General features: G+C 60.7%; 14 protein-coding genes. 10 read left to right on the forward strand and 4 right to left on the reverse strand.

Going from position 1 to position 17,003, the window contains the following annotated elements; translation table 11 throughout:
- Positions 1-4 precede the first annotated feature (4 nt).
- The 3 genes from IE111_RS16780 to IE111_RS16790 are packed head-to-tail and all read left to right on the forward strand — an operon-like array spanning position 5 to position 5,947.
- Entirely contained in the window at positions 5-2,239 is a 2,235-nt protein-coding gene (locus IE111_RS16780) for a hypothetical protein (RefSeq protein ID WP_229805408.1), read from the forward strand.
- A gap of 4 nt (positions 2,240-2,243) precedes the next feature.
- Entirely contained in the window at positions 2,244-3,539 is a 1,296-nt protein-coding gene (locus IE111_RS16785) for a glycosyltransferase (RefSeq protein WP_189610848.1), read from the forward strand.
- A 5-nt stretch (positions 3,540-3,544) separates the two neighbouring features.
- Positions 3,545-5,947, forward strand: coding sequence for an endonuclease/exonuclease/phosphatase family protein (locus IE111_RS16790; RefSeq protein ID WP_189610850.1), 2,403 nt, complete (start codon positions 3,545-3,547; stop codon positions 5,945-5,947).
- A 117-nt stretch (positions 5,948-6,064) separates the two neighbouring features.
- On the opposite strand, the gene rarD is transcribed toward IE111_RS16790, so the two are convergent.
- A complete protein-coding gene (gene rarD, locus IE111_RS16795) occupies positions 6,065-6,976 on the reverse strand; it encodes an EamA family transporter RarD (protein WP_189610853.1) in 912 nt (303 codons plus the stop codon).
- Positions 6,977-7,417: 441 nt separating this feature from the next.
- Positions 7,418-8,809, reverse strand: coding sequence for an aminotransferase-like domain-containing protein (locus IE111_RS16800; RefSeq protein WP_189610855.1), 1,392 nt, complete (start codon positions 8,807-8,809; stop codon positions 7,418-7,420).
- 147 nt (positions 8,810-8,956) lie between these two features.
- On the opposite strand from IE111_RS16800, the gene IE111_RS16805 reads away from it, so the two are divergent.
- The 3 genes from IE111_RS16805 (at position 8,957) to IE111_RS16815 (ending at position 11,267) form a co-directional block, all read left to right on the forward strand.
- Positions 8,957-9,658, forward strand: coding sequence for an alanyl-tRNA editing protein (locus IE111_RS16805; RefSeq protein ID WP_189610857.1), 702 nt, complete (start codon positions 8,957-8,959; stop codon positions 9,656-9,658).
- 224 nt (positions 9,659-9,882) lie between these two features.
- A complete protein-coding gene (locus IE111_RS16810) occupies positions 9,883-10,671 on the forward strand; it encodes a PhzF family phenazine biosynthesis protein (RefSeq protein WP_189610859.1) in 789 nt (262 codons plus the stop codon).
- Positions 10,662-11,267 carry a LysE family translocator gene (locus IE111_RS16815; RefSeq protein WP_189610861.1) on the forward strand — a complete coding sequence of 202 codons (606 nt, stop codon included), beginning with the start codon at positions 10,662-10,664 and terminating at the stop codon, positions 11,265-11,267. The genes IE111_RS16810 and IE111_RS16815 overlap by 10 nt, the downstream gene beginning before the upstream one ends.
- 165 nt (positions 11,268-11,432) lie before the next feature.
- Here IE111_RS16815 and IE111_RS16820 read toward each other — a convergent pair whose 3' ends face one another.
- A complete protein-coding gene (locus tag IE111_RS16820; protein WP_189610863.1) occupies positions 11,433-13,169 on the reverse strand; it encodes a sugar phosphorylase in 1,737 nt (578 codons plus the stop codon).
- A gap of 291 nt (positions 13,170-13,460) precedes the next feature.
- On the opposite strand from IE111_RS16820, the gene galU reads away from it, so the two are divergent.
- The 4 genes from galU (at position 13,461) to IE111_RS16840 (ending at position 15,980) form a co-directional block, all read left to right on the forward strand.
- A complete protein-coding gene (galU, locus tag IE111_RS16825; RefSeq protein ID WP_189610865.1) occupies positions 13,461-14,303 on the forward strand; it encodes a UTP--glucose-1-phosphate uridylyltransferase GalU in 843 nt (280 codons plus the stop codon).
- Between the two features lie 166 nt (positions 14,304-14,469).
- Positions 14,470-14,946, forward strand: a complete 477-nt coding sequence (locus IE111_RS16830; protein ID WP_189610867.1) for a protein-tyrosine phosphatase family protein — start codon at positions 14,470-14,472, stop codon at positions 14,944-14,946.
- Positions 14,947-14,982: 36 nt separating this feature from the next.
- Positions 14,983-15,516, forward strand: a complete 534-nt coding sequence (locus IE111_RS16835; protein WP_189610869.1) for a GNAT family N-acetyltransferase — start codon at positions 14,983-14,985, stop codon at positions 15,514-15,516.
- On the forward strand, positions 15,513-15,980 hold the full coding sequence (locus IE111_RS16840; RefSeq protein WP_189610871.1) for a GNAT family N-acetyltransferase: 468 nt from the start codon (positions 15,513-15,515) through the stop codon (positions 15,978-15,980). Before IE111_RS16835 ends, IE111_RS16840 begins: the two co-directional genes overlap by 4 nt.
- Before the next feature lie 111 nt (positions 15,981-16,091).
- On the opposite strand, the gene IE111_RS16845 is transcribed toward IE111_RS16840, so the two are convergent.
- Positions 16,092-16,979 (reverse strand): NAD-dependent epimerase/dehydratase family protein, encoded by an 888-nt coding sequence (locus tag IE111_RS16845; RefSeq protein ID WP_189610873.1) that lies wholly within the window; start codon positions 16,977-16,979, stop codon positions 16,092-16,094.
- Positions 16,980-17,003 lie beyond the last annotated feature (24 nt).

Raw genomic sequence — 17,003 nt, forward strand, 5'->3', positions numbered from 1 at the left:
TTGGATGAAATGGCTCCCCTGGCGCTTCGCGATTCGTTATGTGGCCCGCAAACAGGGTTTTCTGGATCCCATCGCCCTGTTGGCCCGACTGCATGGTTTCGCCCAGCCTTCCGAGGTCGGTGAGCCGATCGAACTACTGCGGGCCGGTGTGGTCTTCCACGCCCGGGGCTTGATCAACAGCCGGGTGATACAGCACAACCTCGATTGGGTCTGGCCGTATTGGATCGAACGACAGTTCGACCCGCGCGATCCTTCATTCGTGCCCCGGGCGTTTTCGATCACGCACATCAACCTCAGTCATCGGAACTGGACCGCCGTCGGACATCCGGATTGCGAGGAATTGCCCATTGTGGATCCGCGCGGTCTGGTGACACCGATTTACGATGGTTGGTCACTCGATGGCTGGATCCTGCGCGATGACGGCACCAGTCTGTTGCCCTGTCGGGCCACCGAGTCGCGTCAGGAACAGACCTTCGAGCGGGGCACGAGCGTGGTGACCGACACCCGCTATGAGGGCATGAGCCTGCGCTCCGAGAGCTGGGTGGAGCTGGAAGGCGGGATGCCGGTCTGCCGGATCCGATTGACCGGCAGCAGCGACCGGGATGCGTCTCTGGTGTTGTCCTTGCGGCCGTCCAACCCCGAAGGGATTGCCTTTGTGCACGATGTCGAGTTGAACCGCGATCGCACTGTCTGGACAGTGAACGATGAGCACGAGGTGCGGTTCAGCCAGCCGGCCGAACGCCACCATGTGTCCGATTACCACAACGGCGATGTCTACATTCATCTTCACGACCTCGATGACCAGCAGACCGGACATTGCGAAGTCGGTATGGTAACGGCGGCGGCGCTGTTCGAGCTGAAAGCGGGCGAACCACGCGAATTGACGGCCACCATTCCGTTACCGCCGGATCACACCAAAGGGCTCGACGCCGATGCCTGGAGCCGGCTGCGAAACCAGGCTTGCGTGCTGGAGTGCCCCGAGCCCCAGTACCAGTTTCTGTACGATGCCGCCGTAACCTCGCTGATTCTGCATTCACCGAAGGACGTCTACCCCGGGCCCTATACCTACAAGCGGTTCTGGTTCCGGGATGCGGCCTACATCATTCACGCCTTGCTGTGCGTTGGCCTGACCGAGCGGGCCGAACGTGCTCTCGACCAGTTTCCGGACAGGCAGACGGCGCTGGGCTATTTCCGCTCCCAGGAAGGGGAGTGGGATTCCAATGGCGAGGTGTTGTGGATTCTCAAGCGCTATTTCGATCTCACCGATCACCCGCCGCATGCGTGGCATAACCTGATCGAAAAAGGGGCGCGCTGGATCCTGCGCAAGCGCCTGAAGGATGATCTGGACGCTCCCCATGCCGGCTTGATGCCCGCCGGGTTCAGTGCCGAACATCTGGGCCCGAACGACTACTACTACTGGGACGATTTCTGGAGCGTCGCGGGTCTGCACGCCGCGACCCGCATGATGTCGGAGCAAACCGACCGTCACGGCCGGGACTTCGAGACCGGCGCCCGGGACTTCGAACGGGCCATCGAGCGCAGTCTGGAGCAATGCCAGGCCAGGTTGGGCCGCCCGGGCATGCCGGCGTCGCCCTACCGCCGGCTCGATGCCGGGGCGATCGGTTCGCTGGCGGTCGGCTACCCGTTGCAGTTGTGGCGGCCGGACGACCCGCGCCTGCTCGATTGCGTGGAATTTCTGCTGGAGCGTTGTTTCGTCAAGGGCGCCTTCTATCAGGACATGATTCATTCCGGCCTGAACGCCTACCTGACCCTGCACGTCGCCCAGGTGTTGCTGCGTGCGGGTGATCCACGCTATCTGGAATTGATGGATGCGGTGGCCGATCTGGCATCGCCGACCGGCCAGTGGCCCGAGGCCATTCATCCCCTGACAGAAGGCGGCTGCATGGGCGATGGCCATCACGTCTGGGCCTCCGCCGAATGGGTTTTGATGATCCGCAATCTGTTCGTGCGGGAGGAGGGCGATGAATTGCGCTTGTGCGAAGGTGTCCCGCGCCGGTGGCTCGAGAAGAACCAGCCCATACGTTTCGGCCCCGCGCCCACGCCCTATGGCGCCCTGTCTCTGGCCATCCTGCCCGAGGACGGCGGCGGCTGGCGACTGGAATGGCGCGGCGACTGGCGCCGGGAATGGCCGCCCATGACGGTCTGTCTGCCGGGGTTCAAGACCCGGTCGCTGGACCAGGCCGAGGGGTCGGTTACCCTCGAGCCCGAGGACGGATGACACCATGAACCTGTTGATCGTGACCAACACCTTCACTCCGCATATTGGCGGTGTGGCCCGCTCGGTGACGGCTTTCACCGAAGAGTATCGCCGGCGTGGCCACAAGGTCATGGTCATCGCGCCGGAATTCGAAGGGCAACCGGACCACGAGGAGGGCGTCTATCGGGTCCACGCGCTGCGTCGGTTCAACGCCAGTGACTTCTCCGTGGCCTTGCCCATTCATCCGAATCTGAGCAAGGAGGTCAATGCCTTCCAGCCGGATCTGGTGCATTCCCAGCATCCTTTCCTGCTCGGACTGACAGCCGTCAGGTTGGCGCGCCATCGAGACCTGCCGTTGGTGTTCACGCATCACACGCTTTATGAACAGTACACCCATTACGTGCCGGGCGATTCGCCGGCCATGAAGCGATACGTCATCGAACTGTGTACCCGATACGCCAACCTGGCCGACCAGGTGTTCGCACCCAGTGAGAGCCTGCGCCGGATCATTCAGGACCGGGGTGTGGAGACGCCCGTCCAGGTGGTGCCGACCGGCGTGACTCCGGGGGCTTTCGATCACGGCGACGGTGACGTCTGTCGGCGCTCACTGGGGATACCGGAGGAGGCGTTTGTGGTGGGTCATCTTGGCCGACTGGCGCCGGAGAAAAACCTTGAATTCCTCACGCAATCCCTGGTGGCCTTCGTGCAACGAAACGACCGGGCGCGGGTGCTGATCGTCGGTGTCGGGCCGGGCGAGACCGGAATCCGGCAGGCGTTCGAACAGGCGGGTTTGTCCGACCGATTGTTCATGCTCGGAGTATTGCCGCAAGACGAGCTCAGCAATGCCCTGCATGCCATGGACGTCTTCGCCTTTGCCTCGACCAGCGAAACCCAGGGCATGGTGGTGACCGAGGCCATGGCCGCCGGTTTGCCGGTGGTGGCGCTCGACGCTTCGGGCGTGCGCGAAGTGGTGGTCGACCGGCACAACGGCCGGCTACTGCCCGAGGCCGATGTATCCGCCTTCGGTGATGCCCTGGCCTGGGTGGACGAACTGGACGAACCCGCTCTCGAGCGTCTGCGAACGGCGGTGCGTGAAACCGCCGAGGCCTTTTCGATGCAACGGTCGGCGGACAAGGCCCTGCGTTGTTTTCTCGAGGTCAAACCCAAGTCGGCGGCGCAATCCTCGGTGCATGAAAGCCGTTGGGAAGAGATTACCCGTGCCATCAGGACGGAATGGGATATTCTGAAGAGTGTCGCGGGCGCTGGCGAAGCCCTGGTCCGCCGATCGGGTAACCCGAAGCCCACTAAGGATGATGCCTAACCCTTATGCTGACCCGAATTGAAGTCTGGATTCGTCGCATTCGTCGCAATCTGAGCCGAAGTGTCTGGCTGGGTCGGCTATTGCATCTCCCCCCTTCAAAAGGCTCACCGTCGCGGCCGGGGCTGGTCATGATCCAGGTGGATGGTCTGAGTCGTCCCGAACTGGAAAAAGCACTGGAAAAGGGTGAGATGCCTTTTCTGAAACAGCTGCTGAATCGGGAGCAGTATCGATTACACACGCACTACTCGGGGTTGCCCTCCACCACACCGGCTGTCCAGGCTGAACTCTTTTATGGAAAGTTGTGTGTCGTCCCGTCGTTTTCCTTTCGCGATCCGGCCAGCGAACGCATCGTGCGCATGTACGAACCGAATGTCGCCGCCAAGGTGGAGGAAGACCTGGAGCGAGAGGCGGAAGAAGGCCTGTTGAAAGGCGGAAGCGCCTACTCGGACAATTTTACCGGGGGCGCGCGGGAGTCGCACTTTTGTCCATCCTCCATGGGGTGGGGCCAATCCTTGCGCAAAGCCAACCCGCTGGTACTGATCGTCTTTCTGCTCACGAACCTGTACAGCTTTGTTCGTGTCGGTGCTTTGTTGGTCGTGGAGACCGTATTGGCGCTGGTCGATCTGGTGCGAGGCATGGTGGGCGGTTTCGATTTTTTGAAGGAACTGAAATTCGTTCCCACCCGGGTGGCGATATCCATATTGTTGCGTGAACTCTGCGTGATCGGCGGCAAGATCGACATCAGCCGGGGTTTGCCGATCATTCACATCAACCTGCTGGGCTATGACGAACAGTCCCACCGGCGCGGACCCACCTCCCTGTTCGCGCACTGGACGCTGAAAGGCATCGACGACGCCATCGCCCGCTTGTGGCGCGCGACGCACCGGTCACCCTGGCGGCATTATGAAGTCTGGGTCTACTCCGATCACGGCCAGAGCGAAATGACAACCTACGATCGGTTGAAGGGGTACAGTCTGGAAGAAGCCGTGAACACGGCGTTGAATACGCTCGATAACCGACTGCCGGTCAGCCAACCCGTGTCACGCAGTGGCGACCAGACGCAACGGGCCCGTTTTCTGGGCGGGCGCCGCTTCCAGCGGTTGCTGCCGGTGGAGCGCTTCGATACCCGGGAAATCCACGGTCGCCCGCAAGTCACCGCCCTGGGACCGGTGGGGCATCTGTATTTTCCCTGGTCGATTTCCGGGGACGATCGGACCTTCATGGCCCGCGAGCTGGCCGGAAAACACGGTATTCCGGTGGTGTTGGCGGTGGAGTCCCCGGGCCGGGTTCGGGCCTATACCGAGATCGGCGAGTTCCAATTGCCGGAGGATGCGGCGAAGTTGTTCGGAGCCGACCACCCTTTTCTCGACGAACTGGCTCCCGATCTGGTGCGCCTGTGCGAAAACCGGTACTCCGGCGATCTGGTTATGGTCGGGTGGCGCGCCGGTATCGACCCGATCACCTTCGCCATGGAAAACGGCAGCCATGCCAGCCCGAGCCCGTCGGAGACCCAGGGCTTCGCGTTGCTGCCTTCGGACGCACCTTTGCCTGAACGGCCCCGATCCTACCTGCGCCCGCTGGATCTGCGACGGGCCGCACTGTCGTATCTGGGACGCGAATCTCATCCAACCCGGCGGCGGCAGCGTCGCCCCAGTGCCCGCACCGAGGACACGCTCCGGGTGATGACCTACAACGTGCACAGCTGCATCGGCATGGACGGCAAGGTCGACGTTGCCCGCATCGCCCGGGTGATCGCCCGCAACCGGCCCGATGTGGTGGCGTTGCAGGAACTGGATGTCGGACGCGAACGCAGCGAAGGCGTCGACCAGGCGCACCGCATCGCCCGGTTGCTGGAGATGGAATTCCATTTTCACCCGGCCATGCACATCGAGGAAGAGCGCTATGGCGATGCCATTCTGACCCATTTGCCGCAACGACTGGTCAAAGCCGACCTGCTGCCGGGCCTGTCGACCAAGCCCAACCTCGAACCGCGCGGTGCGCTCTGGGTGGCGGTGGAACTGCACGGCCGTGAGGTGCAGATCATCAACACGCATCTGGGACTGAATGCGCAGGAGCGCAAAGCCCAGGTGGAAGCGCTGTTGGGGCCGGACTGGCTGGGGCATCCGGATTGCCGGGAACCGGTGATTCTGTGCGGCGATTTCAACGCCCGGCCGACCAGCCCGGTGTGCCGGACCCTGAACAAACACCTGCGCGACGCCCAGCATGCCGCCGACGATCACCGACCCCGCCGGACCTTTCCGGGGCGGCTGCCGGCGGTTCGGATCGACCACATTTACATCGGCCAGGGGCTGGAAGCGAGCACGATCGAGATCCCGGACTCGGCGCTGGTTCGGGTGGCGTCGGATCATCTACCCCTGGTGGCGGACATACGGTTGCTGGGAAAGTAGGGCAGAAGAGCCTAAGGCGACATCTGCCGCAGCGGGCGAAGCACGCTCTTGTAACCGTGCAACTTCAATAAAGAGGGCTTCGCCCTCATGGCAGATGTCGCTTGGAGCTCTTCTGCCCTACGGAGCAGCCGGTGCCGGTATGACAGCCTTCCTCGATTTCCGCAACTTCCTCAACGAATCAAACGTCATGATCCCGAGCGCGGTCCAGATCAGGGCGAAGGTCACCAGCTTCGCGGGGCTCAGCGGTTCGCCGTAGACGAATACCGCGAGCAGGAACATCCCGCTCGGTGCGATGTACTGGAAGAAGCCAAGCGAGGTCAGACTGATCCGGTTGGCGGCGGCCGCGAAACACATCAGCGGCACCATGGTGACCGGACCGGCGGCGAACAGCAGCAGGTTGGTCAGGGCGCTGTTGCCGGTCAGGTCGGTGCTGGGGCTGGTGCTGAACAGCAGATAACCGGCGGCGATGGGCAGCATCAGGCCGGTCTCCAGAGCCATGCCGGTGAAGCTGTCGACGCCCAGTTTCTTACGCACGAGGCCGTAAAGGCCGAAGCTGGTGGCGAGGACAAGGGCGATCCAGGGCAGGCGTCCGAACTGGACCAGTTCGAAAGTGACGGCGACGATGCATAAGCCAACGGCGACGGTGCGTATCCGGTCGAGTCGTTCGCGAAAAAAGAGCATGCCGAACAGGACGTTGATCAGGGGGTTGATGTAGTAGCCGAGGCTGGCGCTGAGCATATAGTTGGCGTTAACGGCCCAGATGAAGATCCCCCAGTTGAAACCGATCAGGGTGGTGGAGGCGAGCAGGGCCCAGCGGGCACGAGGAGAGCGCAGGGCGGCCACGAGGACGTCGCGCTTTTTGAACAGGGCAATGAGGCCGAGCGTAAGCAGGAAGGACCAGATGATGCGGTGCGCCAGAATTTCGGTCGCGGGGATGTCCTTCATAACCTTGAAGTAGACCGGGGCGATGGCCCAGAGACCATAGGCGGTCAGGGCATAGAGTGCCCCGCTCTTGGTAGATTGATCCATTCTGTTACCTGTGTTGTGTCGGTTTGGGTGCTAGAACCCGCGCCGGCTACCGGGTAAGCCTGTTCGGGGTCGCCGTAAACCCATCCCTGGGGGCTTGGCGGCCGCCATCCAGGCGGCCGACATCCCCGAACAGGCTTACCCGGCATCCGGCGCTAGCCATATGTGGTCATCTAACGCCCTTGGCACGGCAGCAAGCCCCAGAGGCGGGGGTAGCCCTGCCTGGGGATGTGGGCCGCCCGGATGGCGGCCGTCAAGCCCCCATGGACGGGTTCACGGCGACCCCAGGGAGGGCTACCCCCGCCTCAGGGGCGAACCCAGCCACGGAACCATTAGCCGACCCAGCCACAAAACTGCGGCCCTGCATCAGGGGCGAACCCAGCCACGGAACTTGGTAGCAAACCCGGCCACGAACCCGTTGTAGTGGCTGTCCCCGAACTGGCTCTAAATATTTGTAAATGAATCCCGGGCACACCCGGGGCTTTGAATCAGTTCCACCAGAGTGTCGATCGCCTGGAGCAGAGTGTCCCGCTGGACGCGGCCGCCGATGCACAGGCGAATGGCCTGGGGTGCGGCGAATTGACCGGCGGCGAAGACTTCGGCCGGCTTGATGCGTATGCGGTGTTCAGCGGCCAGTTCGACCAGTTTCACGGCCCGCCAGGGCTGGGGCAGTTCGACCCAGACGTTGAACCCGCCGCAGCGGCAGTCCAGTCCGGCAGCGGCCAGTCGGGATCGTACGGCGTCCTGGCGCCATTTGATTTCCGCTTTCTGGGTGGCGAGCAGTTGGTGGCCGTAGCCGCTGTTCAGCCAGTCGATGGCGACTTCGGTGGTCAGTGGTATGGCCATCCAGCAGGTGGCGCGGAAGGCGGCGCCGATGGCGCTGACCCAGCGTTCGGGGGCGCGCAGGAAACCGACATGCAGGCCACCGCACAAGGCTTTGGACAGGCTGGCGACGGTGACGGTGATGTCCGGATGGCGGGCGGAGAAGGACGGGGCGTTCGGGTCGCCGAGGCAGCCCTGTACGTCGTCTTCGACGACCGTGATCTGGTATTGACGACAGATGAACGCCAGCTCGTCAATGCGTTCGGCGGACATGACACCGCCGGTGGGGTTGTGCATCCGCGTCATCAGGTAGAGCACCCGGGGCGGGTGGCGCATGCACTGGGATTCCAGTACGTCGGGCAGCATGCCTTCATCGTCGAACGGCATCGGCATCAGGCGCAAGCTCAATTGGTTGGCGGCGGCGACCAGGCCGGGGTAGGTCAGGCCTTCGCAGGCGAGGCCGTCGCCGGCTTGCAGCAGGGCGTGCAGGGCGACGAAAAAGCCGTGCTGGCCGCCGAGGGTGACCAGCAGATCGTCCCGGTCGAAGTCGCCGAGGCCGGTGTCTTTGAGCCATTGGCGGCCAGCTTCGCGGTGGTGTTCCAAGCCGAATTCGGATTGGTAGCGCAGCAGGTGCGGCAGTACGGGGGAATCCTGGATCTTGGCCAGTGTCTGTTTCAGGTGGTCCGGCTGGTCGAGTTCGAGCGCGATGCTGAACCCCAGGTCGATGCCGGTGTCGACGGTGGAGTCGGTGACCTGGAACTGGCCGGAGGACAGGGATGAGCCGCGAATGAAGGTGCCGCTGCCGACCCGGGCTTCGACCAGTCGACGCCGTTCGGCTTCGGCATAGGCGCGGGTGACGGTACCGACGGTGACGCCCAGTTCTTCCGCCAATTGACGGTGGGTGGGCAGTCGATCGCCGGGGCGCAGGGCGCCGTCCTGCACGGCCTGTTCGATGCGGTTGGCCAGCGCCTTGTATTTGGGGCCGGTGTGGCCGTCGAGCGATAGAATTGTCATGGTGACAAAGTAATGCTTGCAGTCAAATGTTCGCTAATTACACTGCAAATACAGGCCTTTGTCCAAGTAAAAAACGAAACAAAATATCAATTGTCTCGATTTTTTTAGTTCAATCTCTGACAAGAATTGAATACAAAAGGATGCCCGATGAGTCTCTACCAGTTTTACCGCGACCCCTATCAGACCGAACTCAGCACCCAGGTCGTTTCTCTGGACGAGCAACGGCTGGTACTGGAAGACACCTTGTTCTACCCCCATGGCGGCGGTCAGCCGGGCGATACCGGTCGAGTCAACGTGGGTGGGCGTACGGTCGATATTGTCGATACGCGCTACAGCAAGGATCGGTCGCGCATCGAGCATCACCTGGCGGAACCGATCGACGCCAGCCCCGGCGACAGCGCCGAACTGACGCTCAACTGGGAGCGCCGCTACCGCCATATGCGTATGCACACCTGCCTGCATCTGCTGTGTCATCTGATCAAGGATCCGGTAACCGGGGGCAATGTCGGCGCCGAGCAAAGCCGCGCTGAATTCGATTTGAGTACGCCGATCGACAAGCTGGAACTGGAAGCGCAATTGAACGCTCTGATCGAACAGGGCGCGTCGGTCAGCACCGAATGGCTGCCGGAAAACATTCTGGACGAACAGCCGGACCTGGTTCGGACCATGAGCGTCCAGCCGCCGAGAGGCCATGGTGACATTCGCATGGTGCGCATCGACGGGCTCGATTTTCAGCCCTGCGGTGGAACCCATTTGAAAGACATTCGCGAGATCGGGGCGGTGCACATCCCGAGCATCAAAAGCAAAGGCAAGCAAAACAAGCGTATCAATGTAGAGCTGGTTGATTAACTCGAGTTGTAAGTTTGCAAAAGGCTAGCGCCGGATGCCGGGTAGACCTATGTGGGGATGTCGGCCGCCCGGACGGCGGTCGTCAAGCCCCCATGGACGGGTTTACGGCGAGCGATGTGTCGCACCACCCGCATAAGTCTACCCGGTAACCGGCGCGGGTTATGGCACTAAACCTTGCACTCTGGAATTCGAGAACTAACCCGAAAACGTAAGGAGAACGACACTTGGCTTATCCCTTGTATCAGGTCGACGCCTTCGCCGACGCTGTATTCGAAGGCAACCCGGCGGCCGTCATGCCGCTGAACGCCCCGCTGGACGAGGACGTCATGCAGCGGTTGGCGCAGGAAAACAATCTGTCCGAGACCGCCTTTCTATGGCCGGAAGGCGATGCTTGGCGCATTCGCTGGTTTACGCCCAGCAAAGAGGTGCCCCTGTGCGGTCACGCAACCCTGGCCAGCGCGCATGTGCTGTGGCGGGAGCTGCATTGGCCGCACGATGAACTGCGGTTCAACAGTGCCAGCGGCGAATTGCGGGTGCGTAAGGTCGACGACCTGATCGAGTTGAATTTTCCGGCCCTGATGCCGAAGCCGGCGGAGTTGTCAGCGGATGTGGCCGAGCGGTTGGAATTGAAACCTCAGGATGTGCGTTCCGCGATTAAAGAGCTTGTGGTGTTGGCCAGCGAAGCCGAGGTGGCGGCATTCAGTCGGGATTTCAGTGGCTGTGAATCCCTGGAGTCGGGTGTGATTCTAACGGCTCGCAGCGACCGGGACGGTGTGGATTTCGTCTCCCGGTTTTTTGGTGGTCCCGAAGTGGGCATCAAAGAGGATCCGGTTACCGGTTCGGCCCATGCGATTCTGGTGCCGTATTGGGCGGAAAAACTGGGCAAATCGGAATTGGTCGGACGGCAGATTTCCAGCCGGCCGGGCCAGATCGAATGCGTCCTGGACGGGGATCGCGTCCGCATGCGCGGTCAGGCGCGTACTTATTTGAGAGGGTTCGTTGAATGGACGTGATCACGCTGAGTTTCCTGGTGCCGGTGTTGGTCTACACCCTGAGCGTCACCATCACGCCGGGCCCCAATAATTTGATGGTCACGGCCTCGGGCGTGAACTTCGGGTTCAAACGGACATTGCCGCACATCACCGGGATCTTTTTCGGCTTTTTCGGGCTGAATCTGTTGGTGATGGCCGGTGTCGGCGCTGTGTTGCTGGCGGTTCCGCAATTGCACTGGGGTTTGAAAATCGCCGGCTCCCTGTATTTGCTCTGGCTGGCCTGGAACATCGCCACCGCCGGCGGCATCGCCGATGCCGATGGCGACGCTAAACCCCTGCGCTGGTGGCAGGCGGCCCTGTTTCAGGTCGTTAACCCCAAAGCCTGGGCCATGGCTGTGACCGGTATCGCCACTTTCAGTCTGCCGGGTGATGCCTACTGGCCGAGCGCCCTGGCGGTGGCTTTCGCATTCGCTGCCATGACTTATCCGTGCTGCGGGTTCTGGGCGGCGCTTGGCAGCCAGTTGCGGCGCTGGTTGGAAGACCCGGTCAAGCGTCGCTGGTTCAATGGCACGCTCGGGGCGCTGACCGCGTTGAGCGTGGTGTTTATTTTGATGTAACGGGTTCCCGTTCCCGCCTGCCGTAAGGGGCCGCCACCCACCCGGGCTTATCCCAGGCCCATTGGCGGCTCCGGCAGGCGGGTTTTTTAGCATTCGTAGGAGCGCACGCTGTGCGCGACTCAGTGGTATCGGGCACCCAAAAAAATCGCGCAGAGGCCTGCGCTCCTACGTCACCACCAGCCAAACCCCCTGATACGCCTGCAACACCAGGTCCTCATCCCCCCGGTAGGTCTCTTCCCCGATTACATCCCGAAACTCGCCGTCACACCGTCCGGCCAGCAAACGATCCAACGACAAGGTTTGCGCCACCGTTGTCACATTGAACACGGCATACACCCGCTCATTCGTCCCCTCCCGTCGCACCACGAACAGGGCCGAGCCCATATCCTCAACCCGCTGGCGGGCGTCGGGATGGAAAGCCGAGAGGGATTGGCGCAGTTCGATGCGTCGATTGAGCTCGGTACTGACAATGTGGGACGGATGGCGCGGGTCGGTCATGACCGGGTTCAGTTCCCGCCATGGCCAGACTTTCCGGTTGATGGACCGCAGCCGACCGGTCCGTTCCACACCGGCCAGGTCGTTGGGCGCGGCGATCAGTGATTGCAGATAAAACGCCGGAATGCCCTGCAGACTCATCATCAGGGTCTGGGAACACAGAAACCGTTCGATCTGCCATTGGTCGGAACCGGTGCGGGTACCACGCAAGGCGTCGAAGTAGCTGATGTTGATTTCGTAGGGAGTGTCCCGTCCGTCGGGGTTCGCCTTCATGCTGACGTAGCCGCCGAACTGGTGCATGCAGTCGAGCAGGCTCTGGACCTCGTAGTTCGGCAGCATGCCTTCCAGCGCCCGTAAACCGATGCCATCGTGACTGGCGGTGAAATTGAGGTAGGTGCCGCCTTCCGGGGGTGGGGCCAGCGACATCGCCCAGTTGGTCAGCAGATCCGCGTTGCCCCGATTCAGGGTGTAGAGCACCAGAGGGGGCAGGGCGAACTGATACACCATGCCGGCTTCGTCGCCGTCACCGAAGTAGGAGAGGTTCTCGGCGTGCGGCACATTGGTTTCGGTGACCAGGATGACCCAGGGCGCCACGGCGTCGACGATGTCCCGCATCAATTTGACGATCTCATGGGTTTCCGGCAAGTGAATGCAGGACGTGCCGAGCTGTTTCCACAGGAAGGCGACGGCATCCAGCCGCACCAGGCGAGCGCCCTTGGAGAGATAGAAGAGGAAAATGTCCATCATCGCCAGCAGCACGTCCGGGTTGGCGTAATTCAGGTCGATCTGGTCCTCGCTGAAGGTCGCCCAGACATGGCGGGTGCCGCGATGGGTGTTGATCGGCGCGAGCAGAGGCGAACTGCGCGGCCGGGTAACCCGGGACAGGTCGGTTTTCGGGTCCAGTTCGATGAAAAAGTTACAGCCGGGTTCCTGGTTCTGGATGAAATCGATGAACCAGAGGTTCTCCCGCGAGCAGTGGTTCAGGACCAGGTCGAACATCAGGCCGAACCGCCGGGCCAGAGCGTCGATGTGGTCCCAGTGGCCGACCGTCTCCCGAACCTGTTTGAAGTCGATAACCGAGAAACCGTCGTCCGAACTGTAGGGGAAGAAGGGCAACAGGTGGATGTTGGTGATCCGGTCCGGATAGAAGTGTTCCAGGAACCGTTCCAGTTGCAGCAATCCCGGTTCGTCCCGGTGGCGAATGGCATCGCCATAGGTGATCAGCAGGGTATCGGTTTCATCCCAACCCGTTGCCCGGGTATGGTGGTGAATGGCGCTCTGATAGCGCTGGACGAGGCCCAGCAACTGGCCCGTGATGTCGTCCGCCCGTTCCTCACCGTATAAAAACGCCAGGCGCTGCCGCGCCCGTTCCCGCAGGGTCTTGAGGCGATCCTCAGGTCGTGTCATCGGTTTCTCCCGACTGGTGGTCTATCATGATTGTGCCGACCGAGGGCACGCACCACCATGGTGCCGGGGTCGGATTTAGTGCAGAATGGCCGCAAATCCAGAGGCTGCCGCCAAACCGGGCCTTCGTGTGCGTCAAAGCAGTGCGTACGGCGCGTCGGGGCCATCCCGATGGGAATGGTATGGCAAACACCGCGCCACAATGTGAATCGTGGTCAGGGAATTGCAAGACACAGGCTGTACCATCCTTCGGATTGTTCAGAAGGTAGCCAAATACTCATCAGAGGACGTGAAATGATTCGCAAATGTTTGTTTCCCGTGGGCGGGTACGGCACCCGCTTCCTGCCCGCCACCAAGGCACTGCCGAAAGAAATGCTGCCGGTCGTCAATAAGCCCCTGGTGCAGTACGGGGTGGAAGAGTCCATCGAGGCCGGCCTGAATCAAATCGGTTTCGTCACCGGTCGCGGCAAGCGCGCCATCGCCGACCACTTCGACATCTCCTATGAGCTGGAACACCAGATCAGCGGTTCCAGCAAAGAGGTCTACCTGAAATCGATTCGTCACGTCATGGAAGAGGGCATCTTCTCTTTCACTCGCCAGAAAGAAATGAAAGGGCTGGGTCACGCCATTCTTGCCGGTGAAACCCTGATGGGCAGCGAGCCCTTCGGTGTTGTCCTGGCGGATGACCTTTGCATTCCCGACGATGGGTTCGACAGCGTCCTGGGGCAGATGGTCAAGGTATACAAGCAGTTTCGCTGCAGTGTGGTCGCGGTGATGGAAGTGCCGGAAGACGAAATTCACAAGTACGGCGTCATCGAAGGCGAAGCGATGAAAGACGGCTTGTACCGCGTGAAGAGCATGGTCGAAAAGCCGAAAAAGGAAGACGCACCCAGCAATCTCGCCATCATCGGCCGCTACATCCTTACCCCGGACATCTTCGACATCCTGCGCGAAACCCCTCCGGGCAAGGGTGACGAGATTCAGCTGACCGACGCCCTGATGCAACAGGCCCAGGACGGCGTCGTCATGGCCTACCGCTTCAAAGGCACCCGTTTCGATTGCGGTTCGGTAGAAGGCTTCGTAGAAGCCACCAACTACTGCTTCGAAAACCTCTACAAAAAAGGCCTGCTCACCTAAACATATGCAAGGACCCTAATGCCGCGGGCTCGAACCGTAGGGCAGAAGTGGTCCGACACTTCGGGCTGAAAGCGTTATCTGCCGTGGAAGAATGCATAGCCAGTAGTCAATCCAATGGCAAATCAATCTTCCACGGTACCCATACCTACGACTCAAAAGAAACCGGATGAACCACACCTTCTGGCTGGAACCCAACCGAATCGCCGGCCGATCCGGCCCGAACAAGGATCCCTGGGATCTGACCGAGATCGCGGAAGCCGGCTTCAAAGGCATCCTCTCCGTCAACAACGGGGAAGCCGTCCACGAAACCCTGATCCGCCATTTGGGCATCGACTACGCCCATATCCCGCTGGCCGATAATGCGCCCCCCAGAGAAGGCGACGCCGCCATATGCCTGGCCGCTTTGCCGAGGATCCTCTCCTTTATCGACCAGACCCTGCACCGAGGGCCGGTCCTGATTCATTGCCGCTCGGGCAAGGATCGAACCGGATTGGCGATGGCCGCCTATCTGGTTCAAAACAAGGGGCTGACCGTAGAGGCGGCCATGCAAAGGGTGCTGGATGTCAGACCCATTGCCTTTTCGGCGGAAGGCTGGCTGGCGTTTTGTGAAGCGGTTCTGGAAGAAATGACAGCACGTCGGTAGGCTGTATGACAGAGAATGTCATTCAGGGAGCCACCATTGATCACGACCACCCGCCTGATCCTCAGGAAACCTAAGCCGGAAGACGCCGCTGCGTTCTTTAAAGTCTATTCCCACCGAGAGGCGATGCGGTATTGGAGCACGCCGCCCCATAGCGATATCGAAGAGACCGTCAAGGTCATTGAAAACAGCATTCGGGGTTGGGAGACGAAGGACTACTACGATTTCAGCATTCAATTGGCACAGGGCCAATCGGTCATCGGCAAGGCCGCACTACACAATATTCATAAAAGTTCCCGCCGCGCCGAGGTGGGCTATCTATTGAGCCCTGACTATTGGGGGCAGGGTTATATGAAAGAGGCCATGACCGCCTTGATTGAACATGCCTTCGGTGCCTTGGAAATGCGACGGCTGGAAGCGGATATCGATCCGGACAACGCCGCTTCTCGAGCCTTGCTGGAACGTCTCAGTTTTCGGAAAGAAGGCGAGTTGAGGGAACGCTGGGAGATTGGGGGCAAAATAACCGATAGCCATCTGTATGGTTTGTTGGCCAGGGATTGGCAAGGCCCATGACAACCTTTCGATTCGAGACGCTGGATGTATCGGATGAAAAGGCTGTGGTCGACGTGGCGCGAATACACCATGACTGTCCAACAGAATGGGATCCACATCATCGATACACCCAGGAGGATCTTGATAAAACCATTGCCATGATTCAGGACCACAAGCATGGACGGAATCATGTATTGCTGGTGCGCAATTCGGACTTGGACATAGTCGGTATGCATTGGGCACGAGTCGGTGTCGAACCGACCCGACAACCAGCCTATTTGATGTCGCTTTGGGTACGGCCTGGATGCCGGCGTCAAGGGGTGGCTACGGAGTTGAAACGGCAGATGGAAGACTGGTTGCTAGCCCTAGGTGTCGGTGAGATTCGGACCCATGTCCACGCCCAGAATCAAACGATGCTCGATTTCAACAAGAGGCTCGGATTTGGAGTGACAATGATTGGGATGTCCAAGAAGGTGGAAGGGTAACGCGTTGGTTTGTAATTGTTTTCCCTAAACTCCAACTTCTTGGCTTCTTAATGTTAACGGCAGATAACGCCCTTCGGGCTCTTCTGCCCTACGTGTTCGCGGAGCCCCAGTTTATTCCAGGACGTCGCGCCAGGAGTGTTTGGGTTGGAATCCTAGCAGGCGTTTGGCTTTTTCGTTGGAATAGAAGGTTTCCGTTGTCCCCATCTGGTGTTTGACCGGTAGGCCTTTGTAGAAGCGTTCGATCACTTCGTCGGTTGTGATGTCCACCGACAGGTCGTCGTTGGCGACGTTGAAGACTTCGTACCCCAGTCCGTCCGTTTTCAGGCAGCAATCGACCATGTGGCCGAGGTCGCGGGCGTCGATGTAGGCGAAGATGTTGCGCCGGCGAAGCTCCGGTTTCTTGAAGTAGGTGGGGAAGTTCTGAATGTATTCGTGCGGCTCGATGACGTTGTTGATGCGCAGGCCGTAGATGTCGATGCCGGTCCGGGCCTGGAAGCTGCGGGCGGTCACTTCGTTGACAACCTTCGACATGGCGTAGCTGTCTTCCGGCACCGTCGGGTGTTCTTCGTCGATCGGGATATAGTCCGGTTTCTTTTCACCGTCGGCGAAGCAGATGCCGTAGGTGGTCTCCGACGAAGCGAAGACGACCTTGTTGATGCCCAGCTTGGTGGCGGCGTCGAGGACGTTGTAGGTGCTCAGGGTGTTGATGCGGTAGGTTTCGTTGTCCGGTTTCAGCAGGATGCGCGGTATGGCCGCGAAATGCACCACGGCGTCGTACCGGGGTACGCCGGTGCCGGGGTCCAGTTCATCGAAACCCGCATAGGCGGACAGCGCATTGAAGACCTGGCCGGCGTCGGTCAGATCCACCTGCAATTGATCCACGCCCGGTATGTCCAGCGGCACCAGATCCGCGTTGGTGACACGATGGCCTTGCTCGATTAGATGGGCGATGGCGTGTCGGCCGGCTTTGCCGCTGCCGCCGGTGAATAGAATACGCATGGTTCAAATTCCTCCAGTAACCGA

The organism is Saccharospirillum salsuginis (assembly GCF_014651855.1).
Lineage (GTDB): Bacteria > Pseudomonadota > Gammaproteobacteria > Pseudomonadales > Natronospirillaceae > Saccharospirillum > Saccharospirillum salsuginis.

Coding starts and splice junctions, on each gene's coding strand:
- IE111_RS16780 (WP_229805408.1), top strand. CDS start 5: ATGAAATGGCTCCCCTGGCGCTTCGCGATTCGTTATGTGGCCCGCAAA.
- IE111_RS16785 (WP_189610848.1), top strand. CDS start 2,244: ATGAACCTGTTGATCGTGACCAACACCTTCACTCCGCATATTGGCGGT.
- IE111_RS16790 (WP_189610850.1), top strand. CDS start 3,545: ATGCTGACCCGAATTGAAGTCTGGATTCGTCGCATTCGTCGCAATCTG.
- rarD (WP_189610853.1), bottom strand. CDS start 6,976: ATGGATCAATCTACCAAGAGCGGGGCACTCTATGCCCTGACCGCCTAT.
- IE111_RS16800 (WP_189610855.1), bottom strand. CDS start 8,809: ATGACAATTCTATCGCTCGACGGCCACACCGGCCCCAAATACAAGGCG.
- IE111_RS16805 (WP_189610857.1), top strand. CDS start 8,957: ATGAGTCTCTACCAGTTTTACCGCGACCCCTATCAGACCGAACTCAGC.
- IE111_RS16815 (WP_189610861.1), top strand. CDS start 10,662: ATGGACGTGATCACGCTGAGTTTCCTGGTGCCGGTGTTGGTCTACACC.
- IE111_RS16820 (WP_189610863.1), bottom strand. CDS start 13,169: ATGACACGACCTGAGGATCGCCTCAAGACCCTGCGGGAACGGGCGCGG.
- galU (WP_189610865.1), top strand. CDS start 13,461: ATGATTCGCAAATGTTTGTTTCCCGTGGGCGGGTACGGCACCCGCTTC.
- IE111_RS16830 (WP_189610867.1), top strand. CDS start 14,470: ATGAACCACACCTTCTGGCTGGAACCCAACCGAATCGCCGGCCGATCC.
- IE111_RS16840 (WP_189610871.1), top strand. CDS start 15,513: ATGACAACCTTTCGATTCGAGACGCTGGATGTATCGGATGAAAAGGCT.
- IE111_RS16845 (WP_189610873.1), bottom strand. CDS start 16,979: ATGCGTATTCTATTCACCGGCGGCAGCGGCAAAGCCGGCCGACACGCC.